Below are 16,481 nucleotides of genomic sequence, written 5' to 3'. Positions count from 1 at the left end.
TATCATTCACAAGGCGTTCAGACGCCCATGGACCCTCGTGGGTTCCCCGCCGCGCGCCCATCCCAGCTCTCGACGAACGCAGTGAGCGCCGCATCGCTTGCCGGAATGTCGATCATCAGCGTGACCAGCTGGTCGCCCCGCGTGCCGCCCTTCTTGTGGAAACCCTTGCCCTTGAGGCGCAGCGTCTTGCCCGACGTCGTGCCCTTGGGGATCGTCAGCATCACCGGCTTGTCGACCGTCGGCGCCTTGATCGAGCCGCCCAGGACGGCCTCGGCCAGCGTGATCGGCAGCTCCAGCCGGACGTCGTCGCCATCGCGCGTGAAGAACTTGTGCGGCTGGACCTCGATCGTCAGGATCGCGTCGCCCGCGCCGCCCGAACCCTGCTCGCCCTTGCCGGCCAGCTTCATCTGCGTGCCCGTCTCGACGCCCGCGGGGAGCTTGAGGTCGAGCGTCTTGCCGTCGGACAGCGTCACGCGCTGCGGCTCCAGCGTTGCCGCCTCGACGAACGGGACCTGCAGACGATACGCGACGTTCTCGCCCTTGGGCTGCGGCCGCCGGCCGAAGCCGCCGGAGAATCCGCCGCCGCCGCCACGTTGCGCGCCACCGAACAGCCCCTCGAAGATGTCGCTCATGTCGGGACCACCGGGGCCGCTCTCATAGCCTTCGCTGCGGAAGCCGCCGGGATGCGCCCGCCCGCCACCGCCGCCGAACCCGAACGGCGCGGCCGGGTTGCCGTCGCCATCGATCTCGCCGCGATCGAACCGCGCGCGCTTGTCCTTGTCGTTCAGCAGGTCGTACGCGTTGGTGACCTGGCTGAACTTCTCGGACGCCTTCGGATTGTCCTTGTTGCGATCGGGATGAAGCTCCTTGGCGAGCTTGCGATACGCCTTCTTGATGTCGGCTTCGGTCGCGTCGCGCGCTACACCCAGGGTCTTGTACGGATCGGCCACTTACGTCCCCATTCTTACTTGCGCGTCTATGTGGGGCGAGGGCGCCCGCAACGCAATTCCTGCATCAGGAAGACTGTTGCCGGTCTCCCCCTATCGGTTCTCCCGCGAAGGCGGGAGCCCAGGGTCCCAGGGATAGTGTTCGCGGCTACTGCTTTCCCGCTTTCGTAGCGAGAACGCCTGAGTGTCAGGCCTGCACCGCTTCGTCCAAAGGCGCGACATCCACGCTCACATCCATATTCTGCGCGCCCGAGCCGAGCACCACGCCATCCACCGGCGCGATCTCCGCATAGTCCCGCCCGACCGCCATCACGATGTGGTCGCTGGCCATCCAGATCCCGTTGGTCGGGTCGACCCCGACCCAGCCGCGCACCGGCCCGCACCACAGCAGCACCCAGGCATGCGTTGCATCCGCCCCGACCAGCCGTGGTTGACCCTCGGGCGGGATCGTCCGGATATACCCCGACGCATACGCCGCAGGCAGCCCCGCCGCCCGCAAGCCCGTGATCATGATCTGCGCGAAATCCTGGCACACGCCCTTGCGTTGCAGGAACGCCTCGTGCGGCGGGGTATCGACCAGCGTCGCGTCCGCATCGAACTCGAACTCCTCCTGGATCCGCCGCGCGAGCGCGATCCCCGCCTCCAGCGCGCCGCGCGACGGATCGAGATCGACCGCGCAATAGTCCGCGATGGCCTGGTCGAGCGGGATCAGCGGCGAGGGGTAGATGTAGTTCGCCGGGCTCGCCGCGGAGAGATCTGTGCTCGCCCGTGCCATCGTCGCGATTTCGCCCAGCGTCGGATCGCTCGCGTCGGGCACCGGCACGAGTCGGTCGACCGTCATCCGCGACCGGCTCTCGATCGTCAGGTGCCGGACCGGACTGTCGACCACCAGCCGCGTCACGTTGGCGAGCCCTGCCTCGGCCCGCGCGGCGCTGGTCCGCCCGGCCGGATGCACCGACAGCGCGTACGAGTCGAGCCGCTGCCCCGGCCAGTCGATCGGCTTCAACCGCAGATTGCAGCGCGCGAATTTGACGCTGACGCCGTAGTCGAACGTCGTGACGTGGCGGATATCGTAGATCATGATCTGCTCCCTCTCCCCTCCGGGGAGAGGGCTGGGGTGAGGGGTAGCCAAGCAGTGCGGCGCCCGGAACAGCCCCTCACCCCGACCCTCTCCCCGGAGGGGAGAGGGAGTGTGTTGCCCACTATCACGCCACCCCTCACGCCAAGGTCAGCCCACTGGTCCGCAACGGCTCCGCTCCCTGCAAAAAATACCGCCGCGCCAACGCATCCGACACCGCACCGAGCCGCCGCTCGATATCCCCCAGCGTCTCCGCATCCAGCTCGGCCGCGGTCGCGGTCATCACGATCGCCTGCAATCCGGTCGCCTGCGCCTGTTGCGGCTCCGCCATCTCGTCGTCGCTGAGCACCGGCAATTCCGCCAACCGCGCCGCGATCCGCTCCGCCGAAAACGCCAACGAGCGCGGATTGCCCGGATCGAGCGCGACCAGATCCATCACCGGCACGCGTGCGATCCCGGTCGGATAGCGCTGGCGATAGCTGATCTGGCTGTCGGCCAGGTCGAGCAGCACCGACAGGTCGTCCGGCGACACCCCCGGCATCCCGAACAACCGGATCGCGCGCGCCATCGCCATCGCTCGCTCCACGCGCCGCCCGAGATCGTGGAACCGCCACGCCGCCGTCCGCCCCATATGCTCCGCCGATAGCCCCGCGATCGCCGCATAGCGCCGTTGCAGCGACCCTGCCCTCTCGAGCATCCCGCGATGCGTGGGGAAGGGCGCTTCGAGCAACCGCACCATGTCCGCCGACAACCGGTCGCGCGATCCCTCGCCGATTTCGCGCGCGTGCCGGTTGAGCGTCAGGATCGACTGCCACGCCTCGTCCTCCATCGCGGTGCGGGCGAGCGCGGTCAGGTCGGCGCGGCGCAGCGACGGCGGGTGCGGCGCGCTGCCCGCCCCGACGATCAGCCCCACCAGCTTGCCGACCGTGGCGGGGGACAGCACGGCGCCGCCGTCGACGTCGATCGAGTTGCCAAGCATCACGCGGATCGCGCCGAGCAGCGCTTCGCCGCGTTCCAGATAGCGCCCGAGCCAGTAGAAATTGTCCGCCACCCGGCTCGGCAACGTCCCCGGATTGCGGCGGACGTGGAGCGAATCGGGCGCGGTCAGCAGTGACACCGGCGCGACCGGCTCGGCGCCATAGACGCAGACGTCGGCGGACCAGATGCCTTCGCCCATGACGGCCGCCCGCGCGTCGGGGTGCTCGCCGATCCGCGCGAACCCGCCGGGGAGGACTGTCCATTCGCCGTCGCCACCGCGTGCTGCAAACACGCGCAGGGTGAAGGGGCGGGGGACCAGCGCGTCGCCGACCACGACCGGCATCGTCGAGAGCTGTACGAGCTCCTGCCCGACATAATCCTGCGGACGATTCGCCATGTCGGCGAGCAGGCGCGCCCGGTCTTCGCCGGTGATGTCGGCACCGGTGGTCGGCCCGCCGGTCATGCCGAGCGGGCGCGCGTGGAAAGCGGGCCCGATCAGCAGGCGGTCGAAATTGGCTTCGACCTGCGCGCGCGCGCCGTCCTGCCCGCACCACCACGTCGCGATGTTTGGCAGGATCAGGTCCTCGCCTAGCAACGATTTCGCCAGCTGCGGCAGGAATGCGGAGAATGCGGGCGCCTCCAGCACGGCAGAGCCCGGCGCGTTCGACAGCACGACGTTGCCGGCCGCGTACGCGTCGATCAGGCCGGGCACGCCGATCTGCGAATGCGTGTCGAACGCCAGCGGATCGAGCAGTCGCGGGTCGAGCCGCCGCCACAGCGCATCGATCCGCTTGAGCCCGCCGATCGTGCGGACATACACCTTGTCCTCGAGCGCGGCGAGATCGGCCCCCTCGACCAGCAACAGCCCCAGATAGCGCGCGAGATGTGCTTGCTCGGGATAGCTCGGGTTGAACCGGCCGGGCGTCAGCAGCCCGATCCGCGGATCGGTCCGCTTGCACATCGCCGCGATTCCGGCGCGGAATGCGGCGAAGAACGGCGCGTGGCGCTGAACGTTCAACCGATCCTGCAACCCGCCGAGCGTCCGGCTGACGGCGATGCGGTTCTCCAGCGCGTAACCGGCGCCGGCGGGCGCGCGCAGGTGATCGGCCAGCACGCGCCATTCGCCGGTCGGCCCACGACCGAGGTCGATCGCGATGAAATCGAGGTGCCGGCCGCCGGGTGGATCGAGCCCGATCATCGGCCGCAGGAAGAACGGGCTGCCGGTGACGAGCGCCGCGGGGATGTGGCCGTCGGCGACCAATTTTCCCTCGCCGTAGAGGTCGGCGACCACCGTCTCCATCAGCGTCGCGCGCTGTATCACGCCGCGCTCGATGCCGGCCCATTCGCCGGCCTCGATCAGCAGCGGGACGGGGGAGACGGGCCAGGGGCGCTCGTCGGGTTCGTCGGCGATCCGGAAGCCCGTGCCGATATCGACCGCGTGGCGCTGGACGCGTTCGCGGATGTGGCCGAGATCGTCCGAGGCGACCGTGGCCAGCTCTGCGAACATCGCGGCCCAGGCGGGGTCGGCGCTACCGTCTTCAGCGGGGCAGAGCACGTCGGCGCGGGTGCTGCGCGCGCAATAGTCGGCGATCCAGCGCTCGGCATGGACCGTCGCGTCGAACGCCGTATTGGCGGCGGGGGTCGCCGGTTGCGTCGCGGTTTCCAATGTTTCGAGCCCCTGAATACTGGCGGCGGTGTTTCACCTTTCAACGCGGCGGTGCAACATAAATTGTCACGTACGCCATGCCTTACTCCTGTTCCCTCGCGAACGCGGGGGTCCAGGAATCACAGACGCTGCGTGCAGTTACCCTGGACCCCCGCGTTCGCGAGGGAACGGTGAGAGGGAGCCACCGTCTCCTCAACAACACCACCACCCCGGCGAAGGCCGGGGCCCAATTGGGGGACGTTGCTAATTGAGGGCATCGCGCGGTTACGACCACCTTTCCAATTGGGCCCCGGCCTTCGCCGGGGTGGTGGCTTGGGTGGGGCGCTCACAAATCCGGCAGCACCTGATCCGCCACGCCCCAGCCCGCCAACGCCCGCGACCCGGAACGCGCGATCAACTCCGCCCCGTCCCGCACACCCCAGCGCGCCGCCGTCTCAATATCCCGCAACTCGCTCCACGACACCGGTGCCGCCACCGGCGCCCCAGCTCTCGCACGCGCCGAATACGGCATCACCGCGGTGCTCCCGCGCTGATTGCGCAGCCAGTCGATGAAGATCCGCCCCTTGCGCTTGGCCTTCGCCATCGTCGCGACGAACCGCTCGGGCTCGGCCCCCGCCATCGCTCGCGCGAACCGATCCGCGAAATCCTTCACCGCCGGCCACTCGGCTTCAGGCGTGAGCGGCACGACGACGTGCACGCCCTTGCCCCCCGACAGCATCGGGAAGCTGACCAGCCCCAGTTCGGCGAGCTGGTTCTTCAGATGCTCGGCCGCCTTCTTCGTGTCGCCAAAGTCCAGCCCCTCGTCGGGATCGAGATCGAACACGAGGCGGTCGGGCTTCTCCAAGGTCGCGTTCGACGAACCCCAGCCGTGGAACTCGATCGTCCCCATTTGCACGCACGCGACCAGCCCGTCCGCATCGTCGACATAGAGATAGTCTTCGGTCGAGCCGTCCTTCTCGCGGATCGGCACCTGGTGGACAGCGTCGCCGAAGCTCCCCGCGTCGTGTTTCTGGAAGAAGCACGCGCGCGAGCGGCCTTGCGGGCAGCGGACGAGGCTGATCGGGCGGTTGGCGGCGAACGGCAGCATGATGCCGGACACCGCGACGTAATAATCGGCCAGATCGCCCTTGGTGACCTCCGACTTGTCGAAGATCACGCGGTCGCGGCTGCTGACCTTGATGCTCGTCGTGGGTGCGGCGTCCGGCAGCGGGGCAGGGGTTTCGGCGACGACGTCCTTCGCCGCCTTGTCCTCGCGTAGGCCGATGAAGCTCGAATGGCGGAGCACGCCGTCGGGGGTGACTTCGGCGAAGGCGACCTCGGCGACCAGTTTCGGCGTCACCCACTTCGCGCCGCGGACCGCTGCCTTGGGCGCCTCGACCGTCGGCGTCTTGCGATCGAGCGCGTCGAGCTTGTCGCGGATGTCGTCCATCAGCGCCTGGTCGAACCCGGTGCCGACTTTCCCCGCATAGCGATAGCCTTTGCCCTCGCGCACCCCGAGCAATAGCGACTTGAAGCCGCGCTTCTTGTCCGAGGGCAGCCAGCCGACGATCACGAACTCCTGGCGGTGCGTGCATTTGACCTTGAGCCACGCCTTGGTCCGCTTGCCCGCATAGGGTGCGTCGGCGCGTTTCGAGACGATGCCTTCGAGGCCTTCGCGGCACATCGTTTCGAACAGTTGCTCGCCTGCGCCGATGACGTGGTCGGAGTAGCGGAGGCGGTCCTCGTCCTCCGGGATCAACGGTTGCAGGCGCGCCTTGCGGTCTAGGTTCGAGAGGCCGGTGAGGTCTTCGCCGTCGATGGCGAGCAGGTCGAACGCGAAGAGTGTCATGTCGCCGCCGGCGGAGATGGCGTCCTTCAAGGTCGAGAAATCGGGGCGGCCGTCCTTGAACGCGACGATCTCGCCGTCGATCAGCGCCGATTTGACCGGGAGTTTGGCGGCGGCGTCGGCGATCGCGGCGAACTTGTCGGTCCAGTCGAGGCCGGTGCGGGTGAAGACCTTTGCCTTGCCGTTGGCGATCGAGACGAGCGCGCGGTAGCCGTCGTATTTTACCTCGTGGAGCCACGCGGAGCCGGTGGGGACGGTGTCTACCAAAGTGCAGAGTTGGAGCTCGTGGAACTCGGGTAGCTTGACGGCGCCGCGCCCCGCCAAGTTCGTCACCCCAGCGGAAGCTGGGGTCTCCCGCGGCTCCTGTCCCGTTTTTGCCGCTTGAGATCCCAGCTTTCGCTGGGATGACGGGTGGGGGGAGCGTGCCGGTTTTTTGCCCTCTTCGATCTCTACCATCGTTCGGCCGGTCGCGACGCTGGTGAGCGCTTCCTCGACCAGCGTGTCCGTGCCGCCCGCCGCCGCATCGTCGATCTTGCGGAGAAGCCAGTTCTCGCGCTTCTCCTTTGCGCGCGGCTTGAGCCGGATCAGCAGCCATTCGCCCTTCATCCGCTCGCCATCGAGGACGAAATGGAGGTGGCCCTTGTCGAGATCCTTCGCGGACTTGCCCTTGATCGGCGACCATGTGCCGCGGTCCCATAGCATCACCGTGCCGCCGCCATATTCGCCCGCGGGGATCGTGCCTTCGAAGGTCGCGTAGCTCAGCGGGTGGTCCTCGGTACGGACCGCGAGGCGCTTTTCGTCGGGGTCGAGGCTGGGGCCGCGGGTGACGGCCCAGCTTTTGAGGACGCCGTCGATCTCCAGGCGGAAGTCCCAGTGGAGGCGCGTGGCGTCGTGCTTCTGGACCATGAAGCTGTTGCCGTTGCCGGGGGCTAGCGTGCCGGCGGGCTCGGCGGTCTTGGAGAAGTTCCGCTTCGAATTGTAGAGCGCGAGGGGATCGTCGACCATCTTTCACCCCTCCCTGGAAGGGAGGGGCCGGGGGTGGGTCGGCCGCTTGGCGGGCGGGGCGCTGATCCGGTGGGCGACCCACCCCCAACCCCTCCCTTCCAGGGAGGGGAGTTTAGGCACGTTTCTTCGCCGGGGTTTTCGCTGCAGTCTTCGCCGGCGCGCGCTTGGCGGGAGCCTTCTTCGCCGGTGCCTTCTCCGCACTCCCCCCACTCTTCTCCATCGACTTCTTCAACGCCGCCATCAGGTCGACCACGTTCGAGCCGGTCTTCGTCCCCGTGTCCTTGTCCTCGATGATCTTCTTCCCGTTCGCCTTGCGCTTGCGTTCGATCAGGTCCTTCAGCGCGTCGACATAGCGATCGTGGAACTCCTGCGGGTGGAAGTCGCCGCTGCGCTTCCCGATCAACGCCTCGGCCAGTTCCAGCAGTTCCTCGGACGGCTTGTCGTCGGGAATATCGCGGAAATAGCCCTGCGCCTTGTGCACCTCGTCGGCGTAGCGCAGCGTCTCCAGCACCATCCCGCGCCCGCACGGCTTCAGGCTGACGACATATTCGCGCCCGCGCATGGCCAGTTGTCCGAGCCCAACCTTCTTCGTCCGCTTCAACGCCTCGCGCAGCACGATGAACGCCTCCTCCGCCAGATCATCGGCGGGCACCACGAAATACGGCTTCTCGTAATACAGCACGTCGATCTCGCTCGCGTCGACGAACTGGGTCAGCTCCAGCGTCTTCTTCGATTCGAGCTTCACCGCATCGATCTCGTCCTGCTCCAGCAGCACGTATTCGCCTTTCGAGACCTCATAGCCCTTCATGATCTCGTCGGCATCGACCGGGCCCACGCCGGTGACGACCTTGTCGTAATGGATCGGCTGGCCGGACGGCTCGTGGATCTGCTTGAACGACACCGCCGCGCCGGACTTGGTCGCGGAATAGATCTCGACCGGGATCGAGACGAGGGCCAGCCGGATCTGCCCCTGCCAATACGCGCGCGCTGCCACCTTGGGTGTTCCTTCGTTGCGGAAACGATTCGAGTCCGTAATCAATCATCGGCGAGGCGGAGTCGTTCCCTCGCGCGGTTTCGCTCGGGCCGAAGTTTCGCTATGGCGCAGCCATGTCCGAAGATCCGATCGCCCTGTTCGACGCCTGGTATGCCGAGGCGCGGGAAACAGAAATCAACGACTCCAACGCGGTAGCGCTCGCCACCGCGGATGCGGAGGGCCGTCCGTCGGTGCGGATGGTGCTGTTGAAAGGGCACGGCCCCGACGGTTTCGTGATCTACACCAACCGCGAAAGTCGCAAGGCGGGCAACCTCGCCGTCAACCGCTATGCCGCCTTGCTCTTCCACTGGAAGTCGCTGCGCCGGCAGGTCCGGATCGAAGGCCCCGTGAGCCTGGTGAGCGATGCCGAGTCGGACGCCTATTTCGCCTCGCGCGGTCGCGATTCGCAGCTTGGCGCCTGGGCGTCGGACCAGTCGCGCCCGCTCGATTCGCGCGAGACGTTCGAGCAGCGGTTCGCCGAGATGCAGGCGAGGTTCGAGGGCAGCGACGTGCCGCGCCCGCCGCATTGGGGCGGCTACCGGATCGCCCCCGACCGTATCGAGCTGTGGCAGGACCGCGAACACCGCCTCCATGAGCGCCGGCTGTTCGTGCGCGAAGACGGCGGCTGGAGCGCAGGGCTGCTGTTCCCATGACGCAGGACGAACGCCGCAGGGTCATACCCCTCGCAACTCGCGCGGCGCTCGCCAGCGTCGCGATGGCGTGTTTCCTGCTGCTGCTGAAGGGCTTTGCGGCGTGGTCGACGGGCTCGGTGGCGATGCTCGGCTCGCTCGCCGACACCGCGCTCGATCTGCTCGCATCGCTCGTCACGCTGTACGGCGTGCGCCTCGCGGCGACGCCCGCGGATCACGACCACCGCTTCGGCCACGGCAAGGCGGAGGCGCTCGCGGCGCTGTTCCAGGTCATGCTGATCACCGCCTCGGCGGTCGGCATCGCCTGGCGCGCGATCCTCGCCTTCGCCGATCCGCAGCCGACCACCGGCGCCGAGTTCGGTATCGGCGTGTCGGTGATCGCGATCGTCGCGACGGTGTTCCTGCTCGCCTATCAGCGCCGCATCATCCGCCAGACCGGCTCGGTCGCGATCCTCGCGGACAACGTCCATTACCAGTCCGACGTCCTGCTCAACGGCTCGGTGATCGTCGCGCTGGTGCTCGATCAATATGTCGGGTGGAGCGGCGCGGATCCGATCTTCGGCATCGTCATCGCGCTGTGGCTCGCCTGGGGTGCGTTCCAGGCATCGTCGAACGCGATCGACCAGCTGATGGACAAGGAATGGCCCGAGGATCTGCGCACGCAGTTCCTCGACGTGGCGGCGCGCCAGCCGGGGATTCGCGGCATCCACGATTTTCGCACGCGGCGCTCGGGCAGCCACGACTTCGCGCAGTTCCACATGGAGGTCGCGCGCGACCTGACGGTGGCCAATGCGCACGACATCGTCGAGGCGGTCGAGCGAAATTTGCGCACCGCCTTCCCCAAGGTCGAGGTGCTGATCCATCTCGATCCCGAGGGGCATGTCGATACCGACAATCCGCTGGTCGAAGCGGACGTGACGCCGCATTGGTTCGGCAAGCGCGTCTGACCCGTACGGGGTTCCGCAAGCGTGTCTAAGGAGCCCAGGGCATGAGAATACCGTTCGCGCAGATCGATGCGTTTTCCGACACGCCGTTCGGCGGCAACCAGGCGGCCGTGATGCCGCTGTCGGCCTGGCTCGACGACGCCGTGCTGCTGAACATCGCGCAGGAGAACAACCTGAGCGAGACGGCGTTCATCGTCGCATCCGATGACGAGGGCGTGGATTTCGACCTGCGCTGGTTCACGCCCGGGGCGGAGGTCGCGCTGTGCGGCCACGCGACGCTGGCGAGCGGGCATTTTGTGTTGTCGTCGGACACCGCGCTCAACCGGGTGCGGTTCCGGACGCGGCAGGCGGGGATGCTGGAGGTCGCGCGGGCGGACAGCGGCTACACGCTGGAGTTGCCGGCCTGGGGTCCGAGCCCGAAGGCGATCCCGGAGATCGTCGCGGCGCTGAACGTCGCAGCGCCGGTCGAGACGTTGTGGCACGAGAAGGGCTATGCGCTGGTGATCGTCGATGACGAGGCGGTGGTGCGCGACCTGAAACCCGACTTCGCCGCGCTGGCGAAATTCCCGATCGTGGCCATCGTCGCCGCGCGCGGGAAGGCGACCGACATCGTCAGCCGCGTCTTCACGCCCTATTACGCGATTAACGAGGATCCGGTGACGGGCTCGGCGCATGCGGTGATGGTGCCGTATTGGGCGCAGACTTTGGGCGACAGCTTCACCGCGTATCAGGCGAGCGCGCGGGGCGGGAAGCTGTCGTGCCGGCTCGAGGGTGATCGCGTGGTGCTGGGCGGCGCGTGCGTGACGACGATCGAGGGTACGTTCCTGCTGCCTTGATTGGAAGGGCAGCGCGAGCGGTGATCGCTGGCCAATCCGTCACAATCTTCACCCCTCCCTGAAAGGGAGGGGTCGGGGGTGGGTCGGCCGCTTGGCGGGCGTGACACCCGCCCCAAACCGACCCACCCCCAGCCCCTCCCTTCCAGGGAGGGGGGCTAAGAAATGCTACCGCTTGCGCCCCTTGGTCATCGGATCGGGCTTTTTCGGTTTCACCCAGCCCGGCGGTGGCGTCATGCGTTGCTGGCTCGTGCCAAGCCCCATCGCGCCGGGCTGTTGCCGCGTGAGTCCGGCGGTGTCCGCCACCTCGCCACCACCGCGCAACACGCTGATCTGATCGCGCAGGCGACCCGCGGTCTCGAAATCCATCGCGGCGGCGGCGGCTTCCATCTGGCGGCGCAAGGTTTCGATATCCATGCCGCCCCAACGCGTCAGGCGGCGGCGAGTGCCGCTTCGGTGTCCGCGATCCAGCCGCCGCCGAGCACGCGCTCGCCCGCATACAGCACCGCTGCTTGGCCAGGCGCCACGCCATATTCGGGCGCATCGAACACCACGCGGTCGCCGACCAGACGGGCAGGGACAGGCTTGGCCATCGAGCGCACCTTCGCCGTCAAAGGCCCGGCGAAATCGCCACCCAGCCAGTTGATATCCGTCATCCGCGCCGCCTCGACCGCGAGCGCACGCCGCGGACCGACCACGACCCGCTTCGTCTCCGGCTCGACCCGCACGACATAGAGTGGCTCGGGACTGCCGCCGATCTCCAGCCCTCGCCGCTGGCCGACGGTGAAGTGGATCAGCCCGCGATGCTCGCCGAGCTTGGCGCCGCCGAGATCGACGATATCGCCCGCGGTCTCCGCCGCCTCGGGTCGCAGCTTCTTCACCAGCCCCGCATAATCGCCGTCGGGCACGAAGCAGATGTCCTGGCTGTCGGGCTTGGCCGCGACTCCGAGCCCCAGCTCCGCCGCGATCTCGCGCACCCGCGCCTTGGGCAAACCACCGAGCGGAAACCGTAAGTAATCAAGCTGCGTCTGCGTGGTCGCGAACAGGAAATAGCTCTGGTCGCGCGCCGGATCGGCCCCGCGGTGGAGTTCTGCACCGTCCACCCCCTCGACCCGGCGCACGTAATGTCCGGTGGCGAGGCAATCCGCGCCGAGATCGCGCGCGAGCTTCAGCAGGTCGGTGAACTTCGGCCCCATGTTGCACTGGACGCACGGGATCGGCGTCCGCCCGGCAAGATATTCGTCGGCAAACTTGTCGACCACCTGTTCGCGGAAACTCGTCTCGTGATCGAACACGTAATGCGCGATGCCGAGTCGGTCGCACACCGCGCGGGCATCGCGAATATCGCGGCCCGCGCAGCACGAGCCGGCGCGGCCGATCGCCTCGCCGTGGTCGTAGAGCTGCAGCGTCACGCCGATCGTCTCGGCGCCGGTGGCGTGCGCGAGCGCGGCGACGACCGAGCTGTCGACGCCGCCGGACATCGCCACGACGATGCGCTTTCCGGCCGTATCGGGCCCGAGCTGAAAATCGGATTGTTCCATGATCGCTACATAAGCGTCTGCGGCGCCCGTTGCAAAAAGATGCACCGTTTGATCTGGATCAGGACGAGCGGAGGGAAAAACGGGACCAGTGATTGGAAAATTCCGACACTTTCGCAAAACTCGGGTCGCGGCTTTACCGTCCCTTCACCCCCTCGCGATATACAGGTCGTCCCAGACGTTGCCGCGAGTATCCCGTTGGACCTGAGTTTTCCTCGTTTCGATCGTGACACCGAACTCACCGTTCTTCCCGGTGATCTCGCTGTCCTGATCGTCGGAGTCGCTGCCCGGCAGGCGGCAAGCCCGACGGCGGTCGTGCAGGCGAGCTTTGCTCGGGCGACGCTTGATCCGAAATTGTTCGCGCCGCTTCATGGCGCGTTCAACGGGCCGATGGCAGCGGCCTTAACCCGGTGGAAGGGCGAATGAAGATGCTGTTTACCGCGGCGTTTCAGCCGATCTTCAGGGCCTGCGATTACAGGTCGTGTGTGCGTATCGAGAGGGGGCCCCCCGCCCCGACCAGAGGTTTCAAATGATCGAGAACCAGAAAATCCGTCCCGGCAAGGTCATCGGGCCCTTGGGCGAACAACTGACGCTGGAGACGCTGCCGCCGCCCAGCACCACGCGGTGGGTGGTGCGTCGCAAGGCCGAAGTGGTCGCGGCGGTGAATGGCGGGTTGCTCAGCGTCGACGACGTCTGCGCCCGCTATGGCCTGACCGTCGAGGAGTTCGCCAGTTGGCAGCGCGCGATCGACCGGTCGGGCATGCCGGGACTTCGCGTCACCCGCATCCAGCACTATAAGTCGTTGTACGAGCGCCAGCAAAAGTACTGAGGCCTAAAACTCAAAACGCGGGCGGAACAAAAATCCCCGCTCGCTCGTCTTTCCGCCATCGCCCGGATACGGGTTCAACGGAGGGAAAATATCATGGGTCTCATTCTTTGGCTGATCGTCGGCGGTGTCATTGGCTGGATCGCTAGCATGATCATGCGCACCGACGCGCAGCAGGGCATTTTCCTGAACATCGTCGTCGGCATCGTCGGCGCCTTCATCGGCGGCCTGATCCTGTCGGGTGGTTCGATCAACAACCAGCCGCTTACGCTGACGTCGTTCCTGGTGTCGCTGCTGGGTGCGATCATCCTGCTCGCGATCGTGAACCTCGTGCGTCGCGGTAGCGTCCGCTAAGCTTCGCATCGTCACGCGAAATCGAAGGGCCGTCCGGGGCAACTGGGCGGCCCTTTTTTCGTGCGTGGGCGTGTGGGATGGCGCTGTAATCCTCCCCCGCAAGGGGGGTGGCTGGCCCTTGCCAGACGGAGGGGGAGGAAAGGGAAACCTACGTTTCGTGTCCGCCCCCTCCGTCACCTTCGGCGCCACCTCCCCCTTGCGGGGGAGGATCGAAGATGCAGGGAGGATCGTGATGCGGGTCAGTTCAGCAGGAACCGCACCGACACCGTGACCGTCACGTCCTTCTCGCCCGATCCTCCCCCGCCAGGGGGAGGTGGCTGGCCCTTGCCAGACGGAGGGGGAGGAAAGGGAAACCTACGTTTCGTGTCCGCCCCCCCTCCGCCCCCTTCGGCGCCACCTCCCCCTTGCGGGGGAGGATCGAAGATGGATCGTCACGCGAAATAGAGAGGGCCGTCCGGGCAACCGGGCGGCCCATTATTTCGTGCGTGGAGACTGGGCACGATCTGCAAATCTTCTCCCCGCCCTGGAAGGGAGGGGTCGGGGGTGGGTCGGGTTCCATGTGTTCGAACGCTCGCGGCACGAGCGAGCCTACCCACCCCAGCCCCCCCCTTTCGGGGAGGGGAGCAGTTGGACGTCAGTTCAGCAGGAACCGCACCGATACCGTGACCGTCACGTCCTTCTCGCCCGGTGCGATCTGCGTGCTGTCCTTGGCCATCGCGCCGCGCGCCATCATCATCATCGGCTGCGGCGAACCGCCGGTATCCTGACCCGATTCGGCGATCGAGACGATCCGCGACACCCGTAGCCCCGCCGCCTTCGCGTAGAGATCCGCGCGACGCTTGGCCTGCGCAATCGCATCGGCCCGCGCTTCGTCGAGCGCCGCCTCGGGCTTGTCGATCGACAGGTTCGGCCCGTCGATCTGGTTCGCGCCCTCCGCCACCAGCGCATCGAGGATCGCGCCGGACTTCGCCACGTCGCGGAAGCGGATCGAGACGGTGTTGGTCGCCTGGTAGCCGGTGATCGCCGGCGGCTGGTTGTCGGCATAGCGATATTGCGGCGAAAGCTGGACCGACGACGTCGCGATATCGCGTGGCGCCACGCCTGCCCGCTTCAGCGCCGCAAGCACCTTCGCCATCCGCTGCGCATTGTCGGTGAGCGCGGCTGCCGCGGTCGTCGATTGCGAGACGACGCCCGCACGGATCGTCGCGAGATCGGGCACGCGGGTCGTGCGGCCCTCCGCCGTCACGTCGAGCACGGTGCCCGCCGCCGGAACCATCGGCTCGACCGTGGTCGGCGGGGTCTGCGCGATGGCGGCAGTTCCCGGCAACGCGACGGCGACGCCGGCCAGCGTGGTAAGGAACGTTGCGATCTTCATGACTATGTCTCCCGTGTAGTAATATGTCGGCGTGTGGCGCCGAGCACGTCAACGCAAGCTGAACGTCGCCAAACTCTTCGAACGTCCCAAACTCTGCGAACGTCATTGCGGATAGATCGGATTCGAAGCATGTCTTCGAGCCCGTGCTCGTCGAGGGGCTTGAGCACGGTGACTTATTCAGATAACACAGCGTGCGAATGGCGAAGCGGGTCGAGACAAGACCGGTCGGAATTGGGATTGTGACGCGCATGAATTACGAGACGAAGATGATCGGTGGCGAGAGCGAAGAGCCACTGGCGTTGCCGGACTATAGTGCACCCTCGCATCGCCGTCGCAACATCATCATCCTGATCATCGTCGTGCTGGCGATCGCGGTCGCGGTCTATGCCTTCAAGTCCGGCAAGAAGGACGTCGCGGCCGCGACTCCGGGCGCGCAATTGCCGACCGTGTCGGTGGTCGTGCCGGGCCGGCAGGCGGTCGACCGGACGATCTCCGCGACGGGCACGCTGGCGGCGCGACGCGAGATGCCGGTCGGCGTCGCGGGCGAGGGCGGCATGATCACGCGCGTGCTGGTCGAACCCGGCACCTGGGTCGCGGCGGGCCAGGTGCTCGCGACGGTCGATCGCTCGGTCCAGAACGAGACCGCGGCGTCGCTCGCCGCCTCGGTCAGCGTCGCGCGCTCGGACGAGACGATCGCGCAGGCCGAACTCGACCGGGCGAAGCAGCTCGTCGATCGCGGTTTCATCTCGAAGGCCGATCTGCAGCGCAAGGCGGCGACCCGCGATGCGGCGGCGGCGCGGGTGAAGGTGGCGCAGGCGACGCTCGGCGAGGCGCGCGCGCGCAACGGCCGGCTCGATATCCGCGCCCCCGCCGCCGGCCTGGTGCTGACCCGCGGCGTCGAGGCCGGCCAGATCGTCGGACCATCGGCGGGCGTCCTGTTCCGCATGGCGATGGGCGGCCAGATGGAGATGCGCGCGCAGTTGAGCGAAGCGGACCTGACCGGCCTGCACGTCGGCGCGCGCGCGACGGTCGTGCCGGTCGGCACCACGCAGGGCTATCCCGGCGAAGTATGGCAGGTCTCGCCCGTCATCGATCCGCAGACCCGCCAGGGCATCGCGCGCATCGCGGTCAAATATGATCCCGCCCTGCGCCCCGGCGGGTTCGCCGCGGCGACCATCGTCGGCGGCGTGACGCAGGCGCCTCTGCTTCCCGATTCCGCGCTGCAGAGCGACGAAAAGGGCAATTACGTCTATATCGTCGGCCCGGGCGACAAGATCGTCCGGCGCAACGTGAAGATCGGCCAGGTCTCCGATGCCGGCGTGACGATCGTCGGCGGCCTCGACGGCTCGGAGCGCGTCGTACAGTCCGCGGGCGGCTTCCTCGCACCCGGCCAGACGGTCAAGCCGATCATCAAGAAGGCGAGCTGAGA

The 16,481-nt window shown here is 67.3% G+C and carries 15 protein-coding genes; 7 read left to right on the top strand and 8 right to left on the bottom strand.

The window, feature by feature from the left end:
• Positions 1-17: 17 nt before the first annotated feature.
• From NLI89_RS00730 to NLI89_RS00710, 5 genes are all read right to left on the bottom strand, one after another.
• Entirely contained in the window at positions 18-950 is a 933-nt protein-coding gene (locus NLI89_RS00730; RefSeq protein ID WP_254685230.1) for a DnaJ C-terminal domain-containing protein, read from the bottom strand.
• Between the two features lie 184 nt (positions 951-1,134).
• Entirely contained in the window at positions 1,135-2,028 is an 894-nt protein-coding gene (locus tag NLI89_RS00725; RefSeq protein ID WP_254685229.1) for a transglutaminase family protein, read from the bottom strand.
• A 136-nt stretch (positions 2,029-2,164) separates the two neighbouring features.
• Positions 2,165-4,669, bottom strand: a complete 2,505-nt coding sequence (locus NLI89_RS00720; protein WP_254685228.1) for a circularly permuted type 2 ATP-grasp protein — start codon at positions 4,667-4,669, stop codon at positions 2,165-2,167.
• Positions 4,670-4,994: 325 nt separating this feature from the next.
• On the bottom strand, positions 4,995-7,499 hold the full coding sequence (gene ligD / locus NLI89_RS00715; RefSeq protein ID WP_254685227.1) for a DNA ligase D: 2,505 nt from the start codon (positions 7,497-7,499) through the stop codon (positions 4,995-4,997).
• 112 nt (positions 7,500-7,611) lie between these two features.
• Positions 7,612-8,493, bottom strand: coding sequence for a non-homologous end joining protein Ku (locus tag NLI89_RS00710; RefSeq protein WP_254685226.1), 882 nt, complete (start codon positions 8,491-8,493; stop codon positions 7,612-7,614).
• 113 nt (positions 8,494-8,606) lie between these two features.
• On the opposite strand from NLI89_RS00710, the gene pdxH reads away from it, so the two are divergent.
• From pdxH to NLI89_RS00695, 3 genes are read left to right on the top strand one after another with little or no spacing between them, the layout of a single operon-like run.
• On the top strand, positions 8,607-9,185 hold the full coding sequence (pdxH, locus tag NLI89_RS00705; RefSeq protein ID WP_254685225.1) for a pyridoxamine 5'-phosphate oxidase: 579 nt from the start codon (positions 8,607-8,609) through the stop codon (positions 9,183-9,185).
• On the top strand, positions 9,182-10,129 hold the full coding sequence (locus NLI89_RS00700) for a cation diffusion facilitator family transporter (RefSeq protein ID WP_187505028.1): 948 nt from the start codon (positions 9,182-9,184) through the stop codon (positions 10,127-10,129). Before pdxH ends, NLI89_RS00700 begins: the two co-directional genes overlap by 4 nt.
• A 41-nt stretch (positions 10,130-10,170) precedes the next feature.
• Positions 10,171-10,962 (top strand): PhzF family phenazine biosynthesis protein, encoded by a 792-nt coding sequence (locus NLI89_RS00695; protein WP_254685224.1) that lies wholly within the window; start codon positions 10,171-10,173, stop codon positions 10,960-10,962.
• Between the two features lie 165 nt (positions 10,963-11,127).
• Here NLI89_RS00695 and NLI89_RS00690 read toward each other — a convergent pair whose 3' ends face one another.
• A complete protein-coding gene (locus tag NLI89_RS00690; RefSeq protein WP_254685223.1) occupies positions 11,128-11,376 on the bottom strand; it encodes a UvrB/UvrC motif-containing protein in 249 nt (82 codons plus the stop codon).
• A 14-nt stretch (positions 11,377-11,390) separates the two neighbouring features.
• Positions 11,391-12,500 carry a tRNA 2-thiouridine(34) synthase MnmA gene (gene mnmA / locus NLI89_RS00685; protein WP_254685222.1) on the bottom strand — a complete coding sequence of 370 codons (1,110 nt, stop codon included), beginning with the start codon at positions 12,498-12,500 and terminating at the stop codon, positions 11,391-11,393.
• Between the two features lie 39 nt (positions 12,501-12,539).
• Here mnmA and NLI89_RS00680 point away from each other — a divergent pair, with 39 nt between their 5' ends.
• The 3 genes from NLI89_RS00680 to NLI89_RS00670 all read left to right on the top strand — a co-directional run bounded on the left by NLI89_RS00680 (position 12,540) and on the right by NLI89_RS00670 (position 13,677).
• Entirely contained in the window at positions 12,540-12,923 is a 384-nt protein-coding gene (locus tag NLI89_RS00680) for a hypothetical protein (RefSeq protein WP_254685221.1), read from the top strand.
• 103 nt (positions 12,924-13,026) lie between these two features.
• The gene (gene sciP / locus NLI89_RS00675) at positions 13,027-13,326 is read left to right on the top strand and encodes a CtrA inhibitor SciP (RefSeq protein WP_254685220.1); all 300 of its coding nucleotides are present in this window, start codon (positions 13,027-13,029) and stop codon (positions 13,324-13,326) included.
• 93 nt (positions 13,327-13,419) lie between these two features.
• The gene (locus tag NLI89_RS00670) at positions 13,420-13,677 is read left to right on the top strand and encodes a GlsB/YeaQ/YmgE family stress response membrane protein (protein ID WP_254685219.1); all 258 of its coding nucleotides are present in this window, start codon (positions 13,420-13,422) and stop codon (positions 13,675-13,677) included.
• 634 nt (positions 13,678-14,311) lie between these two features.
• Here NLI89_RS00670 and NLI89_RS00665 read toward each other — a convergent pair.
• Positions 14,312-15,052 (bottom strand): SIMPL domain-containing protein, encoded by a 741-nt coding sequence (locus tag NLI89_RS00665; RefSeq protein ID WP_254685218.1) that lies wholly within the window; start codon positions 15,050-15,052, stop codon positions 14,312-14,314.
• Between the two features lie 248 nt (positions 15,053-15,300).
• Between NLI89_RS00665 and NLI89_RS00660 the strand changes: the two genes are divergently transcribed.
• Complete coding sequence (locus tag NLI89_RS00660; RefSeq protein ID WP_254685285.1) at positions 15,301-16,479, top strand: efflux RND transporter periplasmic adaptor subunit; 1,179 nt, start codon at positions 15,301-15,303, stop codon at positions 16,477-16,479.
• The last annotated feature ends 2 nt before the right edge of the window (positions 16,480-16,481 follow it).

This window comes from Sphingomonas faeni, from assembly GCF_024273235.1.
GTDB lineage: Bacteria > Pseudomonadota > Alphaproteobacteria > Sphingomonadales > Sphingomonadaceae > Sphingomonas > Sphingomonas faeni_A.
This window is presented reverse-complemented; position numbering and strand designations above follow the sequence as displayed.